The organism is Nocardia sp. NPDC056064 (genome assembly GCF_042266925.1).
In the GTDB taxonomy this organism is placed as follows: Bacteria; Actinomycetota; Actinomycetes; order Mycobacteriales; family Mycobacteriaceae; genus Nocardia.
This window is the reverse complement of record NZ_JBHJWO010000001.1, coordinates 2857257-2875001: the sequence shown is the minus strand read 5'-3', so window position 1 is coordinate 2875001 and position 17745 is coordinate 2857257. Positions and strand designations below refer to the sequence as shown.

Annotated in this window: 19 protein-coding genes; 14 read left to right on the top strand and 5 right to left on the bottom strand. The window is 65.3% G+C overall.

All coding sequences use genetic code 11. The features are described 5' to 3' along the window. Nucleotides 1-36 precede the first annotated feature (36 nt). From ACFC06_RS13250 to ACFC06_RS13195, 12 genes are all read left to right on the top strand, one after another. Nucleotides 37-465 (top strand): hypothetical protein, encoded by a 429-nt coding sequence (locus tag ACFC06_RS13250; RefSeq protein ID WP_375929986.1) that lies wholly within the window; start codon nt 37-39, stop codon nt 463-465. Continuing rightward, entirely contained in the window at nt 462-1661 is a 1200-nt protein-coding gene (locus tag ACFC06_RS13245; RefSeq protein WP_375929985.1) for a hypothetical protein, read from the top strand. The genes ACFC06_RS13250 and ACFC06_RS13245 overlap by 4 nt, the downstream gene beginning before the upstream one ends. Further along, nucleotides 1654-2400, top strand: coding sequence for an ESX secretion-associated protein EspG (locus tag ACFC06_RS13240; protein WP_375929984.1), 747 nt, complete (start codon nt 1654-1656; stop codon nt 2398-2400). Before ACFC06_RS13245 ends, ACFC06_RS13240 begins: the two co-directional genes overlap by 8 nt. A gap of 87 nt (nt 2401-2487) precedes the next feature. Then, nucleotides 2488-3246 (top strand): hypothetical protein, encoded by a 759-nt coding sequence (locus tag ACFC06_RS13235; RefSeq protein WP_375929983.1) that lies wholly within the window; start codon nt 2488-2490, stop codon nt 3244-3246. A gap of 1 nt (nt 3247) precedes the next feature. Then, complete coding sequence (locus tag ACFC06_RS13230) at nt 3248-3571, top strand: hypothetical protein (protein ID WP_375929982.1); 324 nt, start codon at nt 3248-3250, stop codon at nt 3569-3571. Beyond that, a complete protein-coding gene (locus ACFC06_RS13225) occupies nt 3561-4469 on the top strand; it encodes a hypothetical protein (RefSeq protein ID WP_375929981.1) in 909 nt (302 codons plus the stop codon). The genes ACFC06_RS13230 and ACFC06_RS13225 overlap by 11 nt, the downstream gene beginning before the upstream one ends. Beyond that, nucleotides 4466-5029 carry a hypothetical protein gene (locus tag ACFC06_RS13220; protein ID WP_375929980.1) on the top strand — a complete coding sequence of 188 codons (564 nt, stop codon included), beginning with the start codon at nt 4466-4468 and terminating at the stop codon, nt 5027-5029. Before ACFC06_RS13225 ends, ACFC06_RS13220 begins: the two co-directional genes overlap by 4 nt. A gap of 271 nt (nt 5030-5300) precedes the next feature. Continuing rightward, complete coding sequence (locus ACFC06_RS13215) at nt 5301-5537, top strand: hypothetical protein (protein ID WP_375929979.1); 237 nt, start codon at nt 5301-5303, stop codon at nt 5535-5537. A gap of 180 nt (nt 5538-5717) precedes the next feature. Beyond that, nucleotides 5718-6374, top strand: coding sequence for a hypothetical protein (locus tag ACFC06_RS13210; RefSeq protein WP_375929978.1), 657 nt, complete (start codon nt 5718-5720; stop codon nt 6372-6374). Nucleotides 6375-6534: 160 nt separating this feature from the next. Next, on the top strand, nt 6535-7680 hold the full coding sequence (locus tag ACFC06_RS13205) for an RNA-guided endonuclease InsQ/TnpB family protein (protein ID WP_375929977.1): 1146 nt from the start codon (nt 6535-6537) through the stop codon (nt 7678-7680). A gap of 94 nt (nt 7681-7774) precedes the next feature. After that, entirely contained in the window at nt 7775-8215 is a 441-nt protein-coding gene (locus tag ACFC06_RS13200) for a hypothetical protein (protein WP_375929976.1), read from the top strand. Between the two features lie 39 nt (nt 8216-8254). After that, complete coding sequence (locus ACFC06_RS13195) at nt 8255-8830, top strand: TerD family protein (protein WP_336084453.1); 576 nt, start codon at nt 8255-8257, stop codon at nt 8828-8830. Between the two features lie 41 nt (nt 8831-8871). Here ACFC06_RS13195 and ACFC06_RS13190 read toward each other — a convergent pair whose 3' ends face one another. From ACFC06_RS13190 to ACFC06_RS13170, 5 genes are all read right to left on the bottom strand, one after another. Next, nucleotides 8872-10263, bottom strand: a complete 1392-nt coding sequence (locus ACFC06_RS13190; RefSeq protein ID WP_375929975.1) for an MATE family efflux transporter — start codon at nt 10261-10263, stop codon at nt 8872-8874. A gap of 43 nt (nt 10264-10306) precedes the next feature. Next, nucleotides 10307-11341: a PLP-dependent cysteine synthase family protein gene (locus ACFC06_RS13185; protein ID WP_375929974.1), complete on the bottom strand. Its 1035-nt coding sequence runs from the start codon at nt 11339-11341 to the stop codon at nt 10307-10309. Between the two features lie 34 nt (nt 11342-11375). Next, a complete protein-coding gene (locus ACFC06_RS13180; RefSeq protein ID WP_375935454.1) occupies nt 11376-12665 on the bottom strand; it encodes an alanine racemase in 1290 nt (429 codons plus the stop codon). Nucleotides 12666-12844: 179 nt separating this feature from the next. Continuing rightward, nucleotides 12845-13855 carry an ornithine cyclodeaminase family protein gene (locus tag ACFC06_RS13175; protein ID WP_375929973.1) on the bottom strand — a complete coding sequence of 337 codons (1011 nt, stop codon included), beginning with the start codon at nt 13853-13855 and terminating at the stop codon, nt 12845-12847. After that, on the bottom strand, nt 13827-14942 hold the full coding sequence (locus tag ACFC06_RS13170; protein WP_375929972.1) for a TauD/TfdA family dioxygenase: 1116 nt from the start codon (nt 14940-14942) through the stop codon (nt 13827-13829). Before ACFC06_RS13170 ends, ACFC06_RS13175 begins: the two co-directional genes overlap by 29 nt. A gap of 301 nt (nt 14943-15243) precedes the next feature. On the opposite strand from ACFC06_RS13170, the gene ACFC06_RS13165 reads away from it, so the two are divergent. After that, nucleotides 15244-16752, top strand: coding sequence for an ABC transporter substrate-binding protein (locus tag ACFC06_RS13165; RefSeq protein WP_375929971.1), 1509 nt, complete (start codon nt 15244-15246; stop codon nt 16750-16752). Continuing rightward, nucleotides 16749-17687: an ABC transporter permease gene (locus tag ACFC06_RS13160; protein ID WP_375929970.1), complete on the top strand. Its 939-nt coding sequence runs from the start codon at nt 16749-16751 to the stop codon at nt 17685-17687. Before ACFC06_RS13165 ends, ACFC06_RS13160 begins: the two co-directional genes overlap by 4 nt. Nucleotides 17688-17745 lie beyond the last annotated feature (58 nt).

Sequence of the window (17745 nt, the reverse complement as noted above, 5' to 3'; positions counted from 1 at the left end):
ACAGCGGCGCATTACACGAGGGTAGAAGGGGCATCAGTGGCAGGGGAAACATCGGGTGGGAGTCCGTTCGCGACTCTGATCGAGCAGGCGCGCAGCGGCGGCCTCACGCTGCGGATGGAGCCGGAGGAATTCGCTCGGCTCGATCATGAGTGCACCGAGTTCGAGACGGTCATTCGCGAGATCCAGCAGACGATGACCGACATCTCCAACATCAATACGTGGGGTTTCGGTGACAACGCCGAATCCGGTCTGACATCTGCCCGGGTGATGGCGGATCGGTTCCGCAAGAAGGCTCGCGGCGGAGACGACTCCTTCTACGACGTTCTCGAGGAGCACTACGTCATTGTGGAGGACATCCGTACGCTGCACCAACTGATTCGTGACCGCTTCATGGCGGCGGACGAGGAGTGGGCCGCCCGCTTCAACGCCGAGGCATCCGCGCTCGCGCAGGCACCAGCACAGTGAGCGGAACCGAGGGAACGAAGATCCCGCCCACGACGGAGTGGCCACCGAACTGGAAGCATCGAGACATCCTGACGGCCTTCGAACAGATCGCGACCGAGCCCGCCAATGGCGCGGCGACGAAATATCGTGAGGCTGGGGCGAAGTGGTCACAGGCGCTCGAGCAGTTTCGTCGGCGTATGGAGGTCTCGATCGCCTCCGCCTGGGAAGGCGATTCAGCCGAGGCGTCGACCGCTGCGATTCGCCGATACACCACCGACGCGGACGAGCTCACGCCAGCATTCAGCGCGATGGGTACGCAGGTCACCGCGGCCGCAGCCGCTTCGGTGGCAACCAAGGTCGCGCTCCCCGGTGAGTTCGAGCCGGGCTTCCTCGACCGGATGCCCTGGAACAAAGCAGTCGTACGTGGCGAGCGAGAGGACGCCGAGAATCAGGCGCGGGATGTGATGGGCAACAGTTATGTGACGCCGTTCGCTGGTACTGACGGATCGATCCCGGTTCTGCCGCGACCGATCCACCCACTCGAAAACCAGGGTGACACTGCCGTCGAGTTAGTCGGCGTGACTGCCGACAACGCCGGTGGAACCAGATCGGACACGAATCCAACGTCGACGAAGCCAGCGACCGACGACTCTGACAAGTCGGTCGATACATCCGATGAAGCGACCGAAGCCCCAGCCGAGGACACTGTCTCCGGCGATTCCTCCTCGACAGATCCTGGCTCTACCGATGACGACTCGACGTCACCAGCTGGATCCGGCCTGACGAGCGACTCACCATCTATCACCCCGGCAGCAGCAACCCCGACCTCCCCGGGTGGTGGAGTAGGCCCCGGGGCAGTCGGTTCGGGAGCCAGCGGCAATCCGGCTGGTGGTGGTGCACTGGGTAGCGGCATCCCCGGTCCCGCGATTCCGGGATCCCCGCAGGCGGGGGCATCGGCAGCTGCGGCCTCTGCGGGTAGTTCGGCCGGGGGTTCGACAGCCGGAACACGCGGGATGTCGGGCTTGCCAGGCATGATGGGCAGCGGCGCGGGTCGCGGAAAAGACGACCGGTCGGAGCGTTCGATCCCCGACTACTTGATCACCGAGACCCACGGCGAGGAACTTGTCGGTGATCAAGGCTTCGTCGTTGAAGGCGGAGTGCTCGGCAGTCGCTACCTGTCAGCCAATCCACCTCGTGAACGGTCATCCGATGCATGAATGGCATTGGGAACCCGACGATTTCGCAGCCCTCTGGCTCAGCGACGCACGCGACCGCTTTCCACGCCCGCTGCATTACACCAGCCGATTCCGCTACCGCGAAGAATTCGAAACCCACTGCAGGTCAGTCCGTTCGCGATATGTGTGTGAGATGGAAGCCATAGACTTGGCGTTGAACACGTTGGAGACAGCGGAGTTGCGTGTCGAAGTCTCAGCAGAGACGAGAAGTTCCCGATCCGGAAAACACACCCATCATCGAATAGTCGGTGTTCGCAACTATCGACACGCTGTGATTGCATCTCAGGTAGTAGTCGATGGCACCGATGGCTCGATTTCGGTACGGAGCGGGCACCCAGAGAATCTCGGCAAGAGGATCGTCGGGCGGATACCCTCTTGCGGTGCCGGACGACACAGGGCCGAACAATTCTATATACGAGATCTCATATCGACTCCGGATACCTATTTCGTGAATGTCGCGCGTAATACTCCACGCGAGCGCTATCAACGCTTTGTCGATCGTCCGATGACCGGGTTGGGATCGGCTCTACTCCGGACCGGAAGTGTCCACGATCGTACCGATTCAGCCATATTGATCGAGTGGCTCGACTTTGCGGACGATGGCCGATATATCCTTCGTAAGAATGCCGAGAGAATTGATATACGGCCTGGAGGGAGAGCCGACCTATCGGTTGTTCTGGCGCAGTGGATAAAGCTAGCTGAGGAGGGTAGTGCTCATTAACAAAGATCGGAGATTTGATGTCGATTCCGTGCATAACACCGCCGCAGGTTCGTATGTGGCGAGCTCCGCGATGAGCGAGGTGAGCGCGTGACGACCGGCGGATGGTTCAACCACTACGACGATCCCGACGAATTCTGGGACGACGAACCCCTCGAACCGATCGTCTCGGGTCGGCGAACAGCTCCCGTCGCTCCACCTGCGTCACCTCAGCCCTTCGCTTTCCGCACGACATCAGATCTGGAGCGTCCTCCACGTCTCGGATCACGGTTCGTATCGATGGAGCTTGATCGCGGACTTCTTCCAGTTCGCATAAAATTCGGTACCGGTTGGAGCCGCTACGTGGCTCCGAACGAGGTCGGCGATGAACTGATGGCCGGGTATCGAGGTGCCGTGGTTGAAAACCGCGACCGCGTGCGCTCGACTGCGCTCTCGTCTGGTCGTCTGCCCACTCCGCAAGATATATCAGACACCGCTACTCCGTTACATAGAACCAGACTCATGATCTTACTCGAGACCGAGACTTGGGATCAGTACTGCGAAACATCGAGCAGCATGATCGGCGGCGGTAGGTACGATGTTCACGGCAGGATGATAATCGGAGCACAGCACCCGGTGTCCGTTACTGCCGATCGACGCTATGTGTGTTCAATCAAGGTTTGGCACGACTGGGCTGCTCGGTCACATCCTGACGACATCGGCGACGAGATCCTTGTATGTGCCGAGCGGATCCGCTCGCTACGTCCGAAGTTCGTTGTCCACCGAGATTACTCACGCTACTCGGACGCCGATCTCGAATATCATCTGAACCGCCATCGGGAGCGGCTTCTGGAAGAAAGGGTGGCATGATATGTCCGAACAATTGACAGCGTCGCTGACGGCGATGAATGCGGCTGCAACCCACTGGCAGCTTGCCGCTGGTCATTTCCGCGATGCGAGTGCATTAACTGCCAAACTGGAGATCAGTGTTGTCAATGCCGGGAACTTCAGGAAGGCGCTGGAACGATATGAAAGTGTGCCGGGTTACTTTCGCGACCGCTTCAATGAAGGCGCAGCGGTGTTCGAAGATATCGCAACAACATTGAATTATGCGCGTCGTGCATATGAAGATCAACAAGTGGTCAGTCAAGGTAAATTGCGGCAGCTCGAAGGTGAGATGAACGATGTCTCCTGAACCGGTAGAATCCCCGGATCAAAAATCGTTGAGAGAGAAGATCGTACTGATCAGGGAAAAGAAGGATCAGATTAAGGACCTGCCGGATGATGTCCAAACATGGTGCGGGCACCTCGTCAAGCTGGTCCGAACAAACGGATACAGCGGGGTGGCGTTGGGAAATGTCTGGTCTGCATTCAGCACTGAGAATGTAGTCGATGCTATATGGAACGAGCGGGACAAGATCAACGCAGCGCTCGGGGATTCCTGGACGGAACTTTCCAAGATTGACCCAGACCTTGGAGCTCCGATCGAATTCATCACCGTTGCCAACGAGTGGCGAAATCTGAAGACAGCAGTGCAGTTGGCTGAATCTGATGTCGGCTTCACAAAGCTGAGTGGGACATGGCACGGCGATGCGGCCACTCGCTATGGGGTTATGCGAAACGAGCAGAACATTCCACTTGAAACGCTGCCGCTGGTTTTCGAGGATATCGCGGTGAGTCTTGAGACGGTCGCAAAGGCGGAACTCGCGCTGTATTCAGAACTGGCAACGAAAGTGGCGGAACTTGAGCAGAGTGTCGTTGCTGCCGTGGGTGACATGTCCGACCTATTGGATCCAGCGGCTTCTGCGGCCAATCTAGCAAATACGGTGGAGGCTGCGAAGGTGTTTATCGTCAATACAATTACGGCAATGGCGGAGAGTGATGCTACCAATATAATCGAAAGTCAAAAGATTCAGCAGAATGGTGGATATCAAAGAGGTATTCCGAACAATAAGTGGCCAGCTGCTGTCAGCGAGACGGCGGCGTACGGGCATGGGCTCGACGGGCTGAAGAACTCAATGGGTGATGGCACGACGGCGGACGGCGACAAATCTGACTGGGAACTTGGACCGGCAGTGACGGTTGCGCAATGAAAGTAACGTTCTTCGCCGCCGTCTCGGCTTGCCTGATGGTGCTTGCAACAGCCGGGTGTTCTACCCCTTCTGCACCCTCGGAGCCTTCATTGACACCGACATCGATGAAGGCTCAGGCGATGAACCAGGGTCAACTGTGCGACACGCTGGCAGCATTCTTCGCAGACGAGTTGCGTGTTGTAGATTTGCAGACCCAGCCGCTGCGTGCGCGAGATACCGTAATCTCACCCGGTGGAATATGCGATGTTGCGCAGGGGGGGGAAAGGGTTGGCCGGTGGGAATCACTGCATACAATGACCCGGCCCGACCCGACCGAAGGTGTTCCGGGATATAAGGAAATCGCCGGGGGTGAGAATCCTGTCTTCTTCTACGACCGTCGCGACGACGGTTTCGGCGTACGTTTCGCTACTCGGTTTGGTGAGTGGAACGCGCGTCTGTTTGTTTATACCGTAGATATACGAACTGCTGATGGACTCCTGGATATCGACGATGAAAACATGCACAAGTGTGCGGAGTTTATTGTCGAGCTGACCCGAAAGCTCGCCGCGATGCCTCTTTGATCCCGCGGGATGCTGGGATGGTCGGTGGCGAGATCGATGTGGACCCGGCCCGGAGTGCTGGGAGCAGTGAGCGGGACCGCGCACTGACCTTCGCTGATGGTGGCCGTCGGGCTAACGATACGCCGCCCGTCGCGGATTCCCACGGGGTCTGAGACGTTGCTGAGATGTGGTGGACAATCCTCGCTGTGCCAGCGAGCAAGGGTCGCAGCCAATTGGACTCGGGGAACGCCCGCCGTTCGCGGTGGGCGCGTCGTGTCCGACGATCGTTGAGGTGAGGCAGACGGCAACTGGAATCGAACCCGCACAGCAGGAGACCGCGATCGATCACCCAGAACTGGATGTGTTGCCGGTCTGGCCGCAGGAGACCATCGCGGTGTTGATCACCACCGATCCCGCCCCGCACGCCATCCCGGTGTCGTGGCCGGCGATCGCCGTATTCTGCCTGGAGTTCGACATCGATGTATGCGCTGGGAAAGAAGATTCTTGGAGACTTTATCGACATCACTGAGGAAGTAAAGAGGGATGTGCGCAGCAAACTCAATGATCTGGAAGGGGAGGTGAATACTATCGCCGGGGCGATCTCGGCGGTGGAGATTCCTGGAGGTATCAACGAGGAAACTGTAAAGGATTTCGACCTTTGGCAGCCTCGGACCCCGACTGGCCCTCCGTGGGCGCGGTGAGTATGAGGATGATCTTGCGATACCTGCACTTCCTCGTCGTTGGTACGACCGGGGCGGTCGCGCTCACGGGATGTCAAGGCGTCGATTCTGTTCCCATAAGAGAATTCACTGCGGCACCTACTTCTTGCACGGCTGCTATTGCCGCGGCGCACCAGGAGATTGCCGAATTCGCGGGTGAACTCTACGTGGACGACCTGTCCTTCAAGGACTCCGGGGAGCTTGAGGGGCCATCGAGCACTCGTAGATGTTTTGGAAGCTATGCCAGTAGCGTGGGGAGTTGGGAGGTGCCGGAAGCAGATCTCAATCGTCCTCAGCGACGGACGGTGAACGTCTATTTCACCGCTGATGTCGGGAATTACGAACTTCCCGACGGCCGCGTGGCGGCCGCTGAGCGGGTATTTGATCGCAACAAGCCATCGAACGCTACCGATTGTGTCGCTTCGATCGGCGATGACTGCTACGTCGTGACGCGGTTGGAGGAAGGAAGCTGCATGGTCAAGCTCAGCTTCCGCGTGGGTAACCTGATCTCACAAGTCCAGGTCGCGACTATGCCGTTCGATGCCCTGAGCGTGCCCCGTGGATACGAAGGAACCAGCATATCTGGAGCGGAGAAGGTTGCCGCAGCTCTGGCCCGCCAGCTTGATGCGTTCGTCCCGCACGAGTAGGTCGGTCGGCCGCAGTTGGCCCTGGAGACCCGGTCGTCGCGTCTACACTTGGGTGAGTTCCCGTGTGTGGGCGCGAGTTCGTCGATCGTCGAGGTGAGGCAGATGGCTACCAGCGCGTATTGCATTGCTGTTAGCTATAACTCGACGGTAGAGTGCGGGTGTGCATCTTCGGTACAACTTCCGCGTCTATCCGACACCCGGCCAGCAGATCGCCTTGGCGCGTGCGTTCGGTTGCGCGCGGGTGGTGTACAACGATGCGCTTGTTGCGCGGCGGGAAGCGTTCGAGCAGGGCAACCGGATCAGCGACGCGGAACTGTCGAAGCGGCTCACCGAGGCCAAGAGGGCTCCGGAACGGGCGTGGCTGGGCGAAGTGTCGTCGGTGGTGTTGCAGCAGGCGCTGGCCGATCTGAACTCGGCCTACCGCAACTTCCTGTCGTCGGCGACCGGGAAGCGGAAGGGTGCTCGGGTGGGGTTGCCCCGGTTCCGGTCTCGACGCGACAGCAGGCAGGCGATCCGGTTCACGAAGAGTTCTCGGTTCGCCGTCACCTCGGGCGCGAGGTTGCGGCTGCCGAAGATCGGGGATGTCGCGGTCCGTTGGTCGCGGGAATTACCATCGGCTCCGTCGTCTGTGTCGATCATCAAGGACGCGTCGGGCAGGTACTTCGCGTCGTTCGTAGTAATGGCAGACGACCAGCCGTTGCCGCCGGTCGCGTCCGAGGTGGGCATCGACCTGGGGCTGACGACGTTTGCGGTGTTGTCGAACGGACGGGTGGTCGGCTCCGCGAGGTTTCTGCGGCAGGCGGAACGCCGTGTGAAGAAGGCGCAGCGAGCCCTGTCACGCAAAGAGAAGGGCTCGGCGAACCGCGCGAAGGCTCGGCTGCGCTTGGCGAAGGTTCACGCCAAGGTGAGGGACTCGAGACGGGATTGGGCACACAAGCACACCACCCAGATCATCCGCGAGAACCAAGCGGTGTATGTGGAGGACTTGTGCGTGAACGGTCTGGCTCGGTCCCGTGTGGCGAAGGCGGTTCACGATGCCGGGTGGGCGATGTTCGTCCGACTTCTGGAAGAGAAAGCCAAACGGTACGGGAGACATTTCGCGAAGGTGGACCGTTGGTTTCCTTCGACCCAGAAGTGCTCCGCGTGCGGGGATGCCGGAGTGAGAAAGGCTCTACACGTTCGGGTGTGGACCTGCGTGTGCGGGGTCACCCACGACCGCGACGTGAACGCGGCGATCAATATACTCGCGGCCGGACGGGTCGAGAGACTAAACGCCTGCGGAGGGACTGTCAGTCCTGCCGCCTAGCGGAAGGCAAGTCCCAGTGAAACAGGAACCCACCGTAGAACCGCAAGGTTCAGGAGGAATCCCGGTTCTTCAGGACCGGGAGGACGTCAAAGAAGTGGATCCGGCAGATCATCCCGAACTCGATGTCCTGCCGGTCTGGCCGCAGGAGACCATCGCCGTGCTGGTCACCACCGATCCCGCCCCGCATGCCATTCCGGTGTCGTGGCCGGTGCGGGCCGGTGACCGCCGCATCCTGATCAGTCTCAAGTCCGATCGCGGGTCGCTGGCGCGGCTGCGGGAACGGCCGGAGGTCGCGTTGCTGATCCTCGGTGGCGGCAATGTCGCGCTCTGCGCGCGGGGGCGCGCCTCGGTGCTCGCCGAGACGATGCCCTCGGCCGAGGATTACACCGCGGTGCAGCTCGATGTCGAGGTCATCGACGATCACCGCCAGTCGGCGTTCGCGGTGGATCGCGGGATCCAGCGCACCGTGCTCGACGACTCCGAGCTGCACGCGCTCGAAGGCCGGGTCGAGACACTGCGGTCCTGGGCAGACTGAGTTCGTCAAACAGCACATCATCTGGACAGAAGGGTTTCCATGAGCGTCACACTCGCCAAGGGCGGCAATGTCTCGCTGTCGAAGCAGACCGACAATCTCACCAAGGTGGCGGTGGGACTCGGCTGGGACGTGCGCACCACGACCGGCGCCGACCACGATCTCGACGCCAGCGCGCTGGCGACGGGGACGAACCTGAAGGTGCTCTCCGACCAGCACTTCGTCTTCTACAACAACCTGCGCTCGCCCGAGGGCACGATCGAGCACACCGGTGACAACCTCACCGGTGAGGGCGACGGCGACGACGAGATCATCAATGTCGACCTGGCCGCCACCCCGCCCACGATCACCAACATCTTCTTCCCGGTCTCGATCCACGACGCCCAGGCCCGCGGCCAGTCCTTCGGGCAGATCCGCAACGCCTACATCCGCGTCACCGACGCCAACACCGGCGTCGAACTGGCCCGCTACGACCTGTCCGAGGATGCCTCCACCGAGACCGCCATGGTCTTCGGCGAGCTCTACCGCCACAACAACGAGTGGAAGTTCCGCGCCATCGGCCAGGGCTACGCCTCCGGCCTGGCGGGCATCGCCCGCGACTACGGCGTGAACATCTGAGTTGTCCCGGCGAAGGCGGGCGGCCCGACGGCCGCCCGCCTTCAGCGTGCCTGGGTGACGGGCACCCGCCGCGACGGCACCGCGGCGGCATGGTCGAGCAGGGTGAAGTACTTGCGCAGCATCAGGACGGCGGTGGTGGCCAGGCCGGCGGTGAGGCCCCACCAGACGCCTGCCGCGCCCAGGTGCAGGGGGAAGGCCAGGAGCAGGGCGGCGGGGAGGCCGACGGCCCAGTAGCCGATGAGGGAGAGGCGGAAGCCCGCGGAGGTCTCCTTGAGGCCGCGTAGCAGGCCGGTGCCGATGTTCTGGGCGGCGTCGAAGAACTGCAGCACGATGCCGATCAGCAGCAGGGTGTGGGCGATGGCGATGGTGTCGGTGTCGCCGGGCTCGAGGAACGGCGCCAGCACGAGGTCGGGGGCGACCACGTAGACCAGTCCGGTGACCCCGGCCAGGACCGCCGCGTGCCGCAGCGCCAGCCAGGCCACGGTGCGCGCGTGGTCGTACTCCTCGCGCGCCACACTGTGGCTGACCAGGATCGACGCCCCGTGCGAGAGCCCGATCGCGACCTGGAACACGATGTAGATGATCTGGTAGACCACATTGTGCGCCGCCAGCGCGGCGGGTCCGAAACTGCCCATGACCAGGGCCAGCACCGAGAACATGCCCGCCTCCGACCCGTAGGTCAGCGCGATCGGGGTGCCCAGGCGCAGTTCCTCGCGCACGGTCGCCCAGCGCACCGGCCACGGGGTCGCGGGCAGGGTGGGCCCGAGTCGCTCGTCGCGGCGGATCATCGCCCAGAACACCCCGCAGGTGACCAGGAAGACCAGCGAGGTGGCGATGCCGACGCCGGTCAGGCCGAAGGCGGGCAGCCCCGCCCAGCCGTGGATGAAGGCCAGCGCGAGCACCAGGTTCAGCACCACCGAACCCAGCGTGACCAGCAGCAACGCCTGCGGTCGCTGCATTCCGACGGTGTACTGGCGCAGCACCTGGAACCACAGGCAGGGCAGCAGACCGGGGGCCAGCGCGATCATCATCGGCCGGGCCAGTTCCAGCACCGCCGCGTCCTGGCCCAGCCAGGGCAGCACCCAGCCGAGCCCGATCAGCAGCGCACCGCCGAGCAGACCGGCGAGGGTCGAGATGACGAACGCGGCCCGCACCACGGCGCGCACCTCGTCGTCGGCCGAATCGCCGCGTTTGCCCGCCGCGCCGAGCGCGCCCGCGATCTGGTTACCGGTGCCGGTGATCAACCCGACGCACATGGTGCGGATCTGGTTGAACAGCACCAGCGCGAGGCCACCGGCGGCCACCTCGCGCACACCCAGGGTGCCCATCAACGCGAGGTTGGTGGTGGAGACCGCGATCTGCGCCAGCTGGGTGAGCGCGATCGGCGTGGCCAGTCTGGCCAGCGCGTTGCTGTCGGTACGGCCCCCGTTCACCCGGTCTCTCCGGGGCGGTTCGTCGTGCGGCGCGGGCTCGCGCTCACCGGACCTCCATCAATTCGTCGTGGCGCCGCAGCGGCGAGTAGCGGCGCAGCAGGGTGGTGACCTCGGCTTCGGCAGTGGGGTCGAGCAAGTCCCGCATACCCATCCACTCGTCGTCGAACACGGTGTCGAGATACTTCTCGCCCCCGTCGCACACGATGGTCACCACGGTCGAGCCTGCCGGGAATTCCGTCAGACGCGTCAAGGCATTGTGCACCGACCCGCCCGCCGAGCCGCCGATCAGCAGCCCGTGTGTCCTGGCGACGGCGCGCGCGGTGGCGAAGGCGTCGACATCGCTGACCTTCACGCCCTCGTCGAGCAGCGCGTAGTCCACGGCGGTGCCGATGGTGGCGCCGGGCGGGGTGCCGGTGCCCGACTGCCAGTACGGGCCGCCCTCGCCGCCGAAGGCGATCGAACCGACCGGCTCCACGCCGATCACCCGGGCCGGTTTGCCCAGCTCACGCAGACGGGTGGCGGTACCGAACAGCGAACCGCCGGTGCCGACCGCCGAGAGCAGGATGTCGACCCGTTCGACGTCGGCGAGCAACTCCTCGGCCACCGCGTAGTAGCCCACGGCATTGGCGTCGTTGTTGTGCTGTTCGGTGAAGTAGGCGTCGTCACGGGCGGCCGCCATCGCCTCGGCGAGGTCCTCCCGTGCCGAGGTGGCCAGCTCGTCGTCACCGTCGTCGGCGACGAACACCAGGTCGGTGCCCATGGCCCGCATCGCGCGCAGTTTGTCCTTACAGGCGTGGTTGTCGACCACGGCGGTGAACCGGTAGCCACGTTCGGCCGCGACCACCGCCAGGCCCAGTCCGGTGTTGCCGGACGTCGACTCGATGATATGCCCGCCATCGCGCAGCAAACCCCGCCGCTCCGCGTCGAGCACCATCGAGCGCGCCATCCGGATCTTGGCGGCGCCGGTCGGGTTGAACTGTTCGAGCTTGAGCAGCAGCCGGGTGCCGGTGTCGGTGACGGCGAGTTCGAACAGGGGGGTGCGGCCGATCAGGTCCGTCACGCGCGTGACGAGAGCCATGGGGGATTCCTCCATCGGATTGGGAGCTCGGGGATCAGCGGGCGGTGGCGTCCAGGCTCCAGCGCAGCCGGTCGCCGTCGGTGCGTAGGAGCACCTTGGGTGGTAGCCGGAGTTCGTGGAACGGGGACTCGTTGGAGTCCATCTGATACCCGGCGGTGTTCGGGTAGACGAGCAGATCGCCGACGCGGGCACGCCGCGGCAGCGGGATTCTCCGTCTGCTGAGCAGATCGGATTCCAGACAGGTGGCGGCCCCGACGCAGGTGGGGGTGCGGGTGCCGGGCCGCGCGGGCCACAGCACCGGGTCGGGCAGGTATTCGCTGTCGAACCACTGTTCGGACATGCTCAGGCTGGTGCCGTCGACGGTGAGGATGTCGTACGGTTCGCCCTGTGCCGTGCGGGTTTTCACGCCCTGCACCCGGAACACCGAACTTCCGACACCGTCGAGCAGTGCCCGGCCGGGTTCCACGGCGAGCCGGATGCCGTTGCGGCGCAGCCGGGTCGAGAGTTCGTCGTGGGCGAGGATCGCGGTGAGCATGGCTGCACCGGGAGTGGGGAAGTGGTACGGGTAGTACTCACCCGGTGGACGCGAGTGGAACCAGTTGGCACTCAGCGTGTTCTGGAATCGCTCCCAGGAGGCCGGGTCCACATAGTCGACACCGAATCCGCCGCCGATCGAGATCATCTCGGCCGGATGTCCACATGTGCGCGCGTGCAGGCAGTGCTCGACCAGCGCCGCGGCCTGCTCGGCCCTGGCGACCGCGTCGTATCCGCCGAGATGGAAACTGAATCCCGACAGCGTGATCGGCGCGTCGATACGGTCGATCGCCGTCGCCAGCTCCGCACGGTCGAGCCCGAACCGCGACGACGACCCGTCGGGAAGCACCCGCAGCAGAATCCGCGCCGCGACACCCAGCGCCCGCACCCGCTCCAGCTCGTCGAGCGCGTCGATGGCGATCACGGCCCGGTGCCGCGCGGCCAGCCACAGCAGCTCATCGGATTTCGCGGGCCCGGTGATCATCAGCTCCTCACCGCGCACCCCCTGCGCCAGCGCCGCCACCAGCTCACCGGTACTGGCCACATCGACCCCGGCCCCGGCCTCGGCGCACGCCCGCGCCACGGCCGCCGCCTTGTTCGCCTTCTTCCCGAAGTACACGAACCCGTCGACCCGGGCCGCGGCGAACGCGTCCTGGAACGCGCGGACGTTCACCGCGACCCGCTCGGGAAACAGCACGTGGAACGGCCCGCCCACCGCCTCGGCGATGTCATCGAGCAGCACCGGATCGGCGAGCAGTCGCGCCTGCATCGCATCGGGCAGCGCGGGCATCGGGGGCGCGCAGTGCTGTCCGGACGTCGGTCCCGATCCGCCGGGGGTCGTGTCGCTGCCGGATCGAGGCGCCGCCGTCTCGCCGTGTTCGATGGTGTCGCTGTCGACGGTGGCGCGCGGACCGGTCTCCTGCCGACCGGACGAGGACTCGTGGGCGGGGCGTGGACCGTCCGCGGCCGTCAGTCCCACAGCGGCACCTCGGTACCTCTTCCCTCCGCGATGGCGCGGGCCGCGAGCGCGTGCGCGACGGCGATATCGGTGAGTACGAGTCCGCTGTTGTAGACGAAGATCTTCTCGTCCTCGCTGCGCCGGGCCGGGACCGCGCGGGTGAGCACCTGCGGCAGTTCGGCGTCGACCGCGCGCAGGGTGCCGTCCGGCCCGGCCATGTCGGTGCCGGTCAGCGCCATCTGCGCGGCACTGGTGGCGACCACCCGGTCGGCGTCGACCAGGGTCGAGGGCGCCAGGCCGTAGCCGACCAGCACCACCACCGAACCCGGTGCCAGATGGGTGGATTCGAGCGCGACCTCGGTGCCGGGCCCGGCTGTCGCCAGCACCACATCGGCGCCACCGGCCGCCGCGTACGGGTCGTCGACCACCTCGAGCAGCGCGTGCGGCACCGCCTCGGCCAGCTGCGTGTGCACCGCGGCCAGCCCCTCGGGATGGGTGCCGTACACCATCAGCTTGCGCAGCTGCGGATTCGCGGCCAGCAGATGCGGCAGGGCATTGCGGCCCTGGGTGCCGGTGCCGATGAGCAGCGCGCTCTCGGCGCCGCGCCGCACCGTCTCACGCACCAGCAGCGCCGAGACCGCGGGCGTGCGTAAGGCGCCCACCCTGGCACAGTCCATCATCGCGATCGGTGCGCCGGTGGTGTCGTCGTAGAGGGTGATGGTCGTGTAGTAGCGCTTGGTGCTGCGGTCGTGGCCCGGGTCGAACTTGTAGGAGGTCTTCATGGCCACCACCCGGCGCCTGCCGTCGCGCCCGAGCATCGCGTAGGACACCGACGAGCCGCCCGGATCGGCCACGCTCAGCTTGCGGGGATTGTCGGATTCGCCCGCCGCGAAGGCGAGATAGGCGTCCTCGACGGCCCGGACCACTTCGGCGGGCGTGATCGGCACCTCGGCCAGATCGCTGCGCGAGAGCACCCGCAGGGGGACGCTCCGGTCACGGTTGTTCAACGGATCCTCGTTCATCTGTGCTGCCCCGCTCTGCTGTCCGATCCGTGCTCGCCCGGAACGGCGCGACCACGTGTTGCCCGTACCCATTCTCGGACGATTCCTGCGGACGGCGGCGGCGTTCGGGCAGCCGGATGTTGACGCGCTTGAGCCAGCGATCGGTGCCGTCGTAGCGGGCGCGGAACGGCACCCGGCCGTGCACGGCGACATCGTTGTCCACCAGCAGGATCTCGCCGGGTGCCAGGGCGGGGGCCTGGCAGACCCGGGCGAGTTCGGCGGTGAGCCGGGTATAGGCCGCCCGGTACGCCGGTCCGGCGTCGTCGAGCGGGGTGTAGGCGGGATCGTAACGCAGTGTGTCGGAACCTGTTTCATCGAGCCACAGGGTGGGCAGCGGGGCGGCGTCGGCGCCGAAACCGGTGCCGTAGGACACGTCGGGCAGGATCGGCACCGTGGGGGTGCGCAGGGCCCGCTTGTCCTCGTCGGACAACCGCACCTGACGCACCGAGGACACCGTGGTGGCGACCGAGTCGGGATTGCGCAGGCACACCAGCATCAGCAGATTCGCGCGCCGGGCGTGGAAGGCGTCCTCGGTGTGCGGGCTGAGCAGGGTGGAACTGCTCGCGCCGGACTGCTCGTCCTCGTGTCCGGCGGCGGGCACGATGTTGTTCACCAGCCGCCCGTTCTGCTGACCCTGCCAGCCGAACGGCTCACCGGCGCAGCGCGCCAGCAGCAGCATCGCGATGTCGAGTTCGAGCGAGCCGTGATGCGCCGGGTCGCCCGCCGATTCGGCGGCGTCCTGCCAATGTGGCGGTGTCGGGCCGAATTCCGCGTCGTCGACCGGCAATCCGTGGACCACGGTCGCGCCCGCCGCGGTGGCGGGCGGTCGCACGGCGATCCGCACGGATTCGGGCAGTTCGCCCGCGCGTTGCTCGATCTGCTCGAGTAGCGCGGGCAGGTGCAGTGTGGTTGTGTGTGGTGAATCACCTAAGTGGTGACGAATATCGGCGGCGAGCGCGCGGACGGCCGTGGCGGCCTCGGGCGGCAGCTCGCGATGTTCGATGTCGTGCAGGTGAATCGTCAGACGTTCGGAGAGAACGCTTTTCACCGGCCTTCCCTTCTTCGCATCGGTTGAACGCGGGTGATTGGGCAATCGATGTGCGAAGGTAGTGCTTGACATCTAATTAGGCAAGACTTACCTAATGCATGCAAAGTGAAATAGCCAATCCATATAACACTACTTCTACCCCAGGACCTGGGAGATGTGAATCGCCGGGTTGGTGTGTCCCGCTTCGGTTCGGTTGCAGTCGAGACGAAGGTCACCGTCCGGCGATCGATTCAGGTTAGCCTCGCCTGGTTTGCGCGAAGTGAAAAGTGGTCGCGCGCAAGCAGTTCGAGGAGGCGATTCGATGAGTGTCACCCGCAGGCAACTCCTGCAGTCCGGACTGGGCGTCACCGCACTGCTTCTCGTGGCCGCGTGCAGCCGCGACGACGGGCCCGGCGGCCCGGCGAAACGTGGTGGCACCCTGCGGGTCGGCGCGCTGGGCAGTAGCGCCCGCGTCGAGCGCGACCCGCACGGCAACCTCAGCAACGACAGTGACTTCCTCATCGCCTCACTCGTCTACGACGCGCTGACCGTCCCCGGCGCCGACCCCACCGTCGCGCCGCGCCTGGCCACGCACTGGGAATCCGACCCGGACCACCGTCGCTGGAGCTTCACCCTCGCCGAGGGAGCGCGCTTCCACACCGGCGCCCCGGTGACCGCCGAGGACGTGGTGTGGTCGATGCGTCGGCTGCGCTCGGTCGGTGGCCCGTCGAAGATGCCGGTGGCCGAGAACGACATCACCGCCGACGGCCCGAACCGCGTCGTGTTCACGCTGCCGACGCCCAATACCCAACTGCCGCAATTGCTTCGGCTGATGACCTTCACCGTGCCGAAAGACACCACCGACTTCACCGCCGCGGTCGGCACCGGCCCGTTCCGGCTCGAATCCTTCCAGGGCGGTACCGCGCGCCTGGTGCGCAACGACCAGTGGCACGGCACCGCGCCGCTGCTCGACGCCATCGAGGTGACCATGTTCGACGGCGTCACCGCGCTGGGCAACGCGGCACTGGGTGGCCAGATCGACCTCGCCTCCAATGTCGGCGCCATCGCCGGCCGCACCGCCGCCGGTCGCGGCGATCTGCGAGTGATCCGCCGGGCGAACGACACCATGCTCGGCGTCGCCATGCGCACCGCCGACGGCCCCTTCGCCGATGTCAGAGTGCGCACCGCGCTGCGGCTCGGCGTCGACCGGACCGCGCTGGTGGATCAGGTGCACTCGGGTTTCGGCACCGTCGCCGCCGACGTCCTCGGCACCGCCGACCCCGCCTACGACACCGCGTTGCGCCGGGACCGCGATATCGCGCGCGCGAAAACTCTCCTGCGCGAGGCGAATTTCGACACCGGTCGCGGCTATCCGCTAGTCACCAAGGCCGAGGTGCCCGGCGAGGTCGAATCGGCGAAGGTGATCGCCACCCAGCTCGCCGAGATCGGGGTGAAACTCGATGTGCAAGTGGTGGAATCGGCCGCCTTCTACGACACCACCTGGCTGAAGGCCCCGCTCTACACGGTGTCCTGGGGCACCAACGATTCGGTGCTGTTCCTGGCCGACAAACTGATGACCTCCGGCTCCAACCGCAACGAAACGGCATACCGGGATACCGAATTCGACGCCGCGACGGCCAAGGCCCTGGCCGCCTCTGGTGCCGAGTACGAGGCGGCCGTGCGGGAGATCCAGCGTATCGAGTTCGAGCGCGGCGGATACCTGGTGTGGGGCATGGCCGACGGCGTCGACATCGCCGCCGCCGCGGTGCGTGACCTGCCCACCCTCGGCGGCTTCGCCCGCGTCCAGCTGGAACGCGCCTGGCTGGCATGAACGCCGTGCGTGCCCTCGCCCTGCCGGTGCTGCGCCGGATCGCGCTGCTGGTGACGTTGCTGGCCATCGTGTTCGTCGCGGTGGACCTGCTGCCCGGCAGCGCGGCCCGCTCGGCGCTCGGCCGGGACGCGAGCCCGGCCGAGATCGCGGCGAAGGAGCACGAACTCGGACTCGACCGGCCGCTGCCGGTGCAGTTCTGGCACTGGATCAGCGGGGTCGTCGCCGGCGATTTCGGGCGGACCGCGCGCGGCACCGAGATCGGCGACCTGCTCGCCGCAAAGTTCCCGCCGACCCTGCTGCTCGGCGGTATCGCGCTGCTGCTGACGGTGGTTGTGTCGCTGGCCCTGGGCTGTTGGTGGGCGCTGCGTCCGAGTTCGCTGGGCGCGCGAATCCTGCAACCCACCACCACGATCGGCGTGGCCGTGCCCGAATTCGTCTGCGGCACTCTGCTGATCCTGGTGTTCTCACTGGCCACCGGCTGGCTGCCCGCGGTGACCATCACCGGCCGCTCCGGGTTCCCCGCCGGTCCCGAGATGCTGATCCTGCCGGTGCTGGCACTGGCCATCCCGCAGATCGGCTGGAACACCCGCATCGTGCGCTCGGCCCTGCTCGATGTCGCGACCGCGCCGCACGTGGAAAGTGCTGTGCTGGAAGGTCTTCCGGCCCGAACCATCCTGTGGCGGCACCTGCTGCCGTTCGCCGCCCCCACCGTCGTGGCCGGGTACGCCACCTCCGTCGGGATGCTCTTCGGCGGTGCGCTGGTGGTGGAGACCCTGTTCAACTATCCCGGCATCGGCGCGGTGCTGGCCGGTTCCGTCGCCGATCGCGACACCACCACCGTGGCCGCGGTCGTCGCGCTGACGGCGCTGGTCATCATGGTCCTGCTGGCCGTCGCCGATCTCGTCCGGGCCCGGGCCACCGGAGGTCTGCGATGAACCACCCACCTCGGATCGAGCAGGCTGCGGCGGCGGGTCACGGACCACCGCCGTCGGA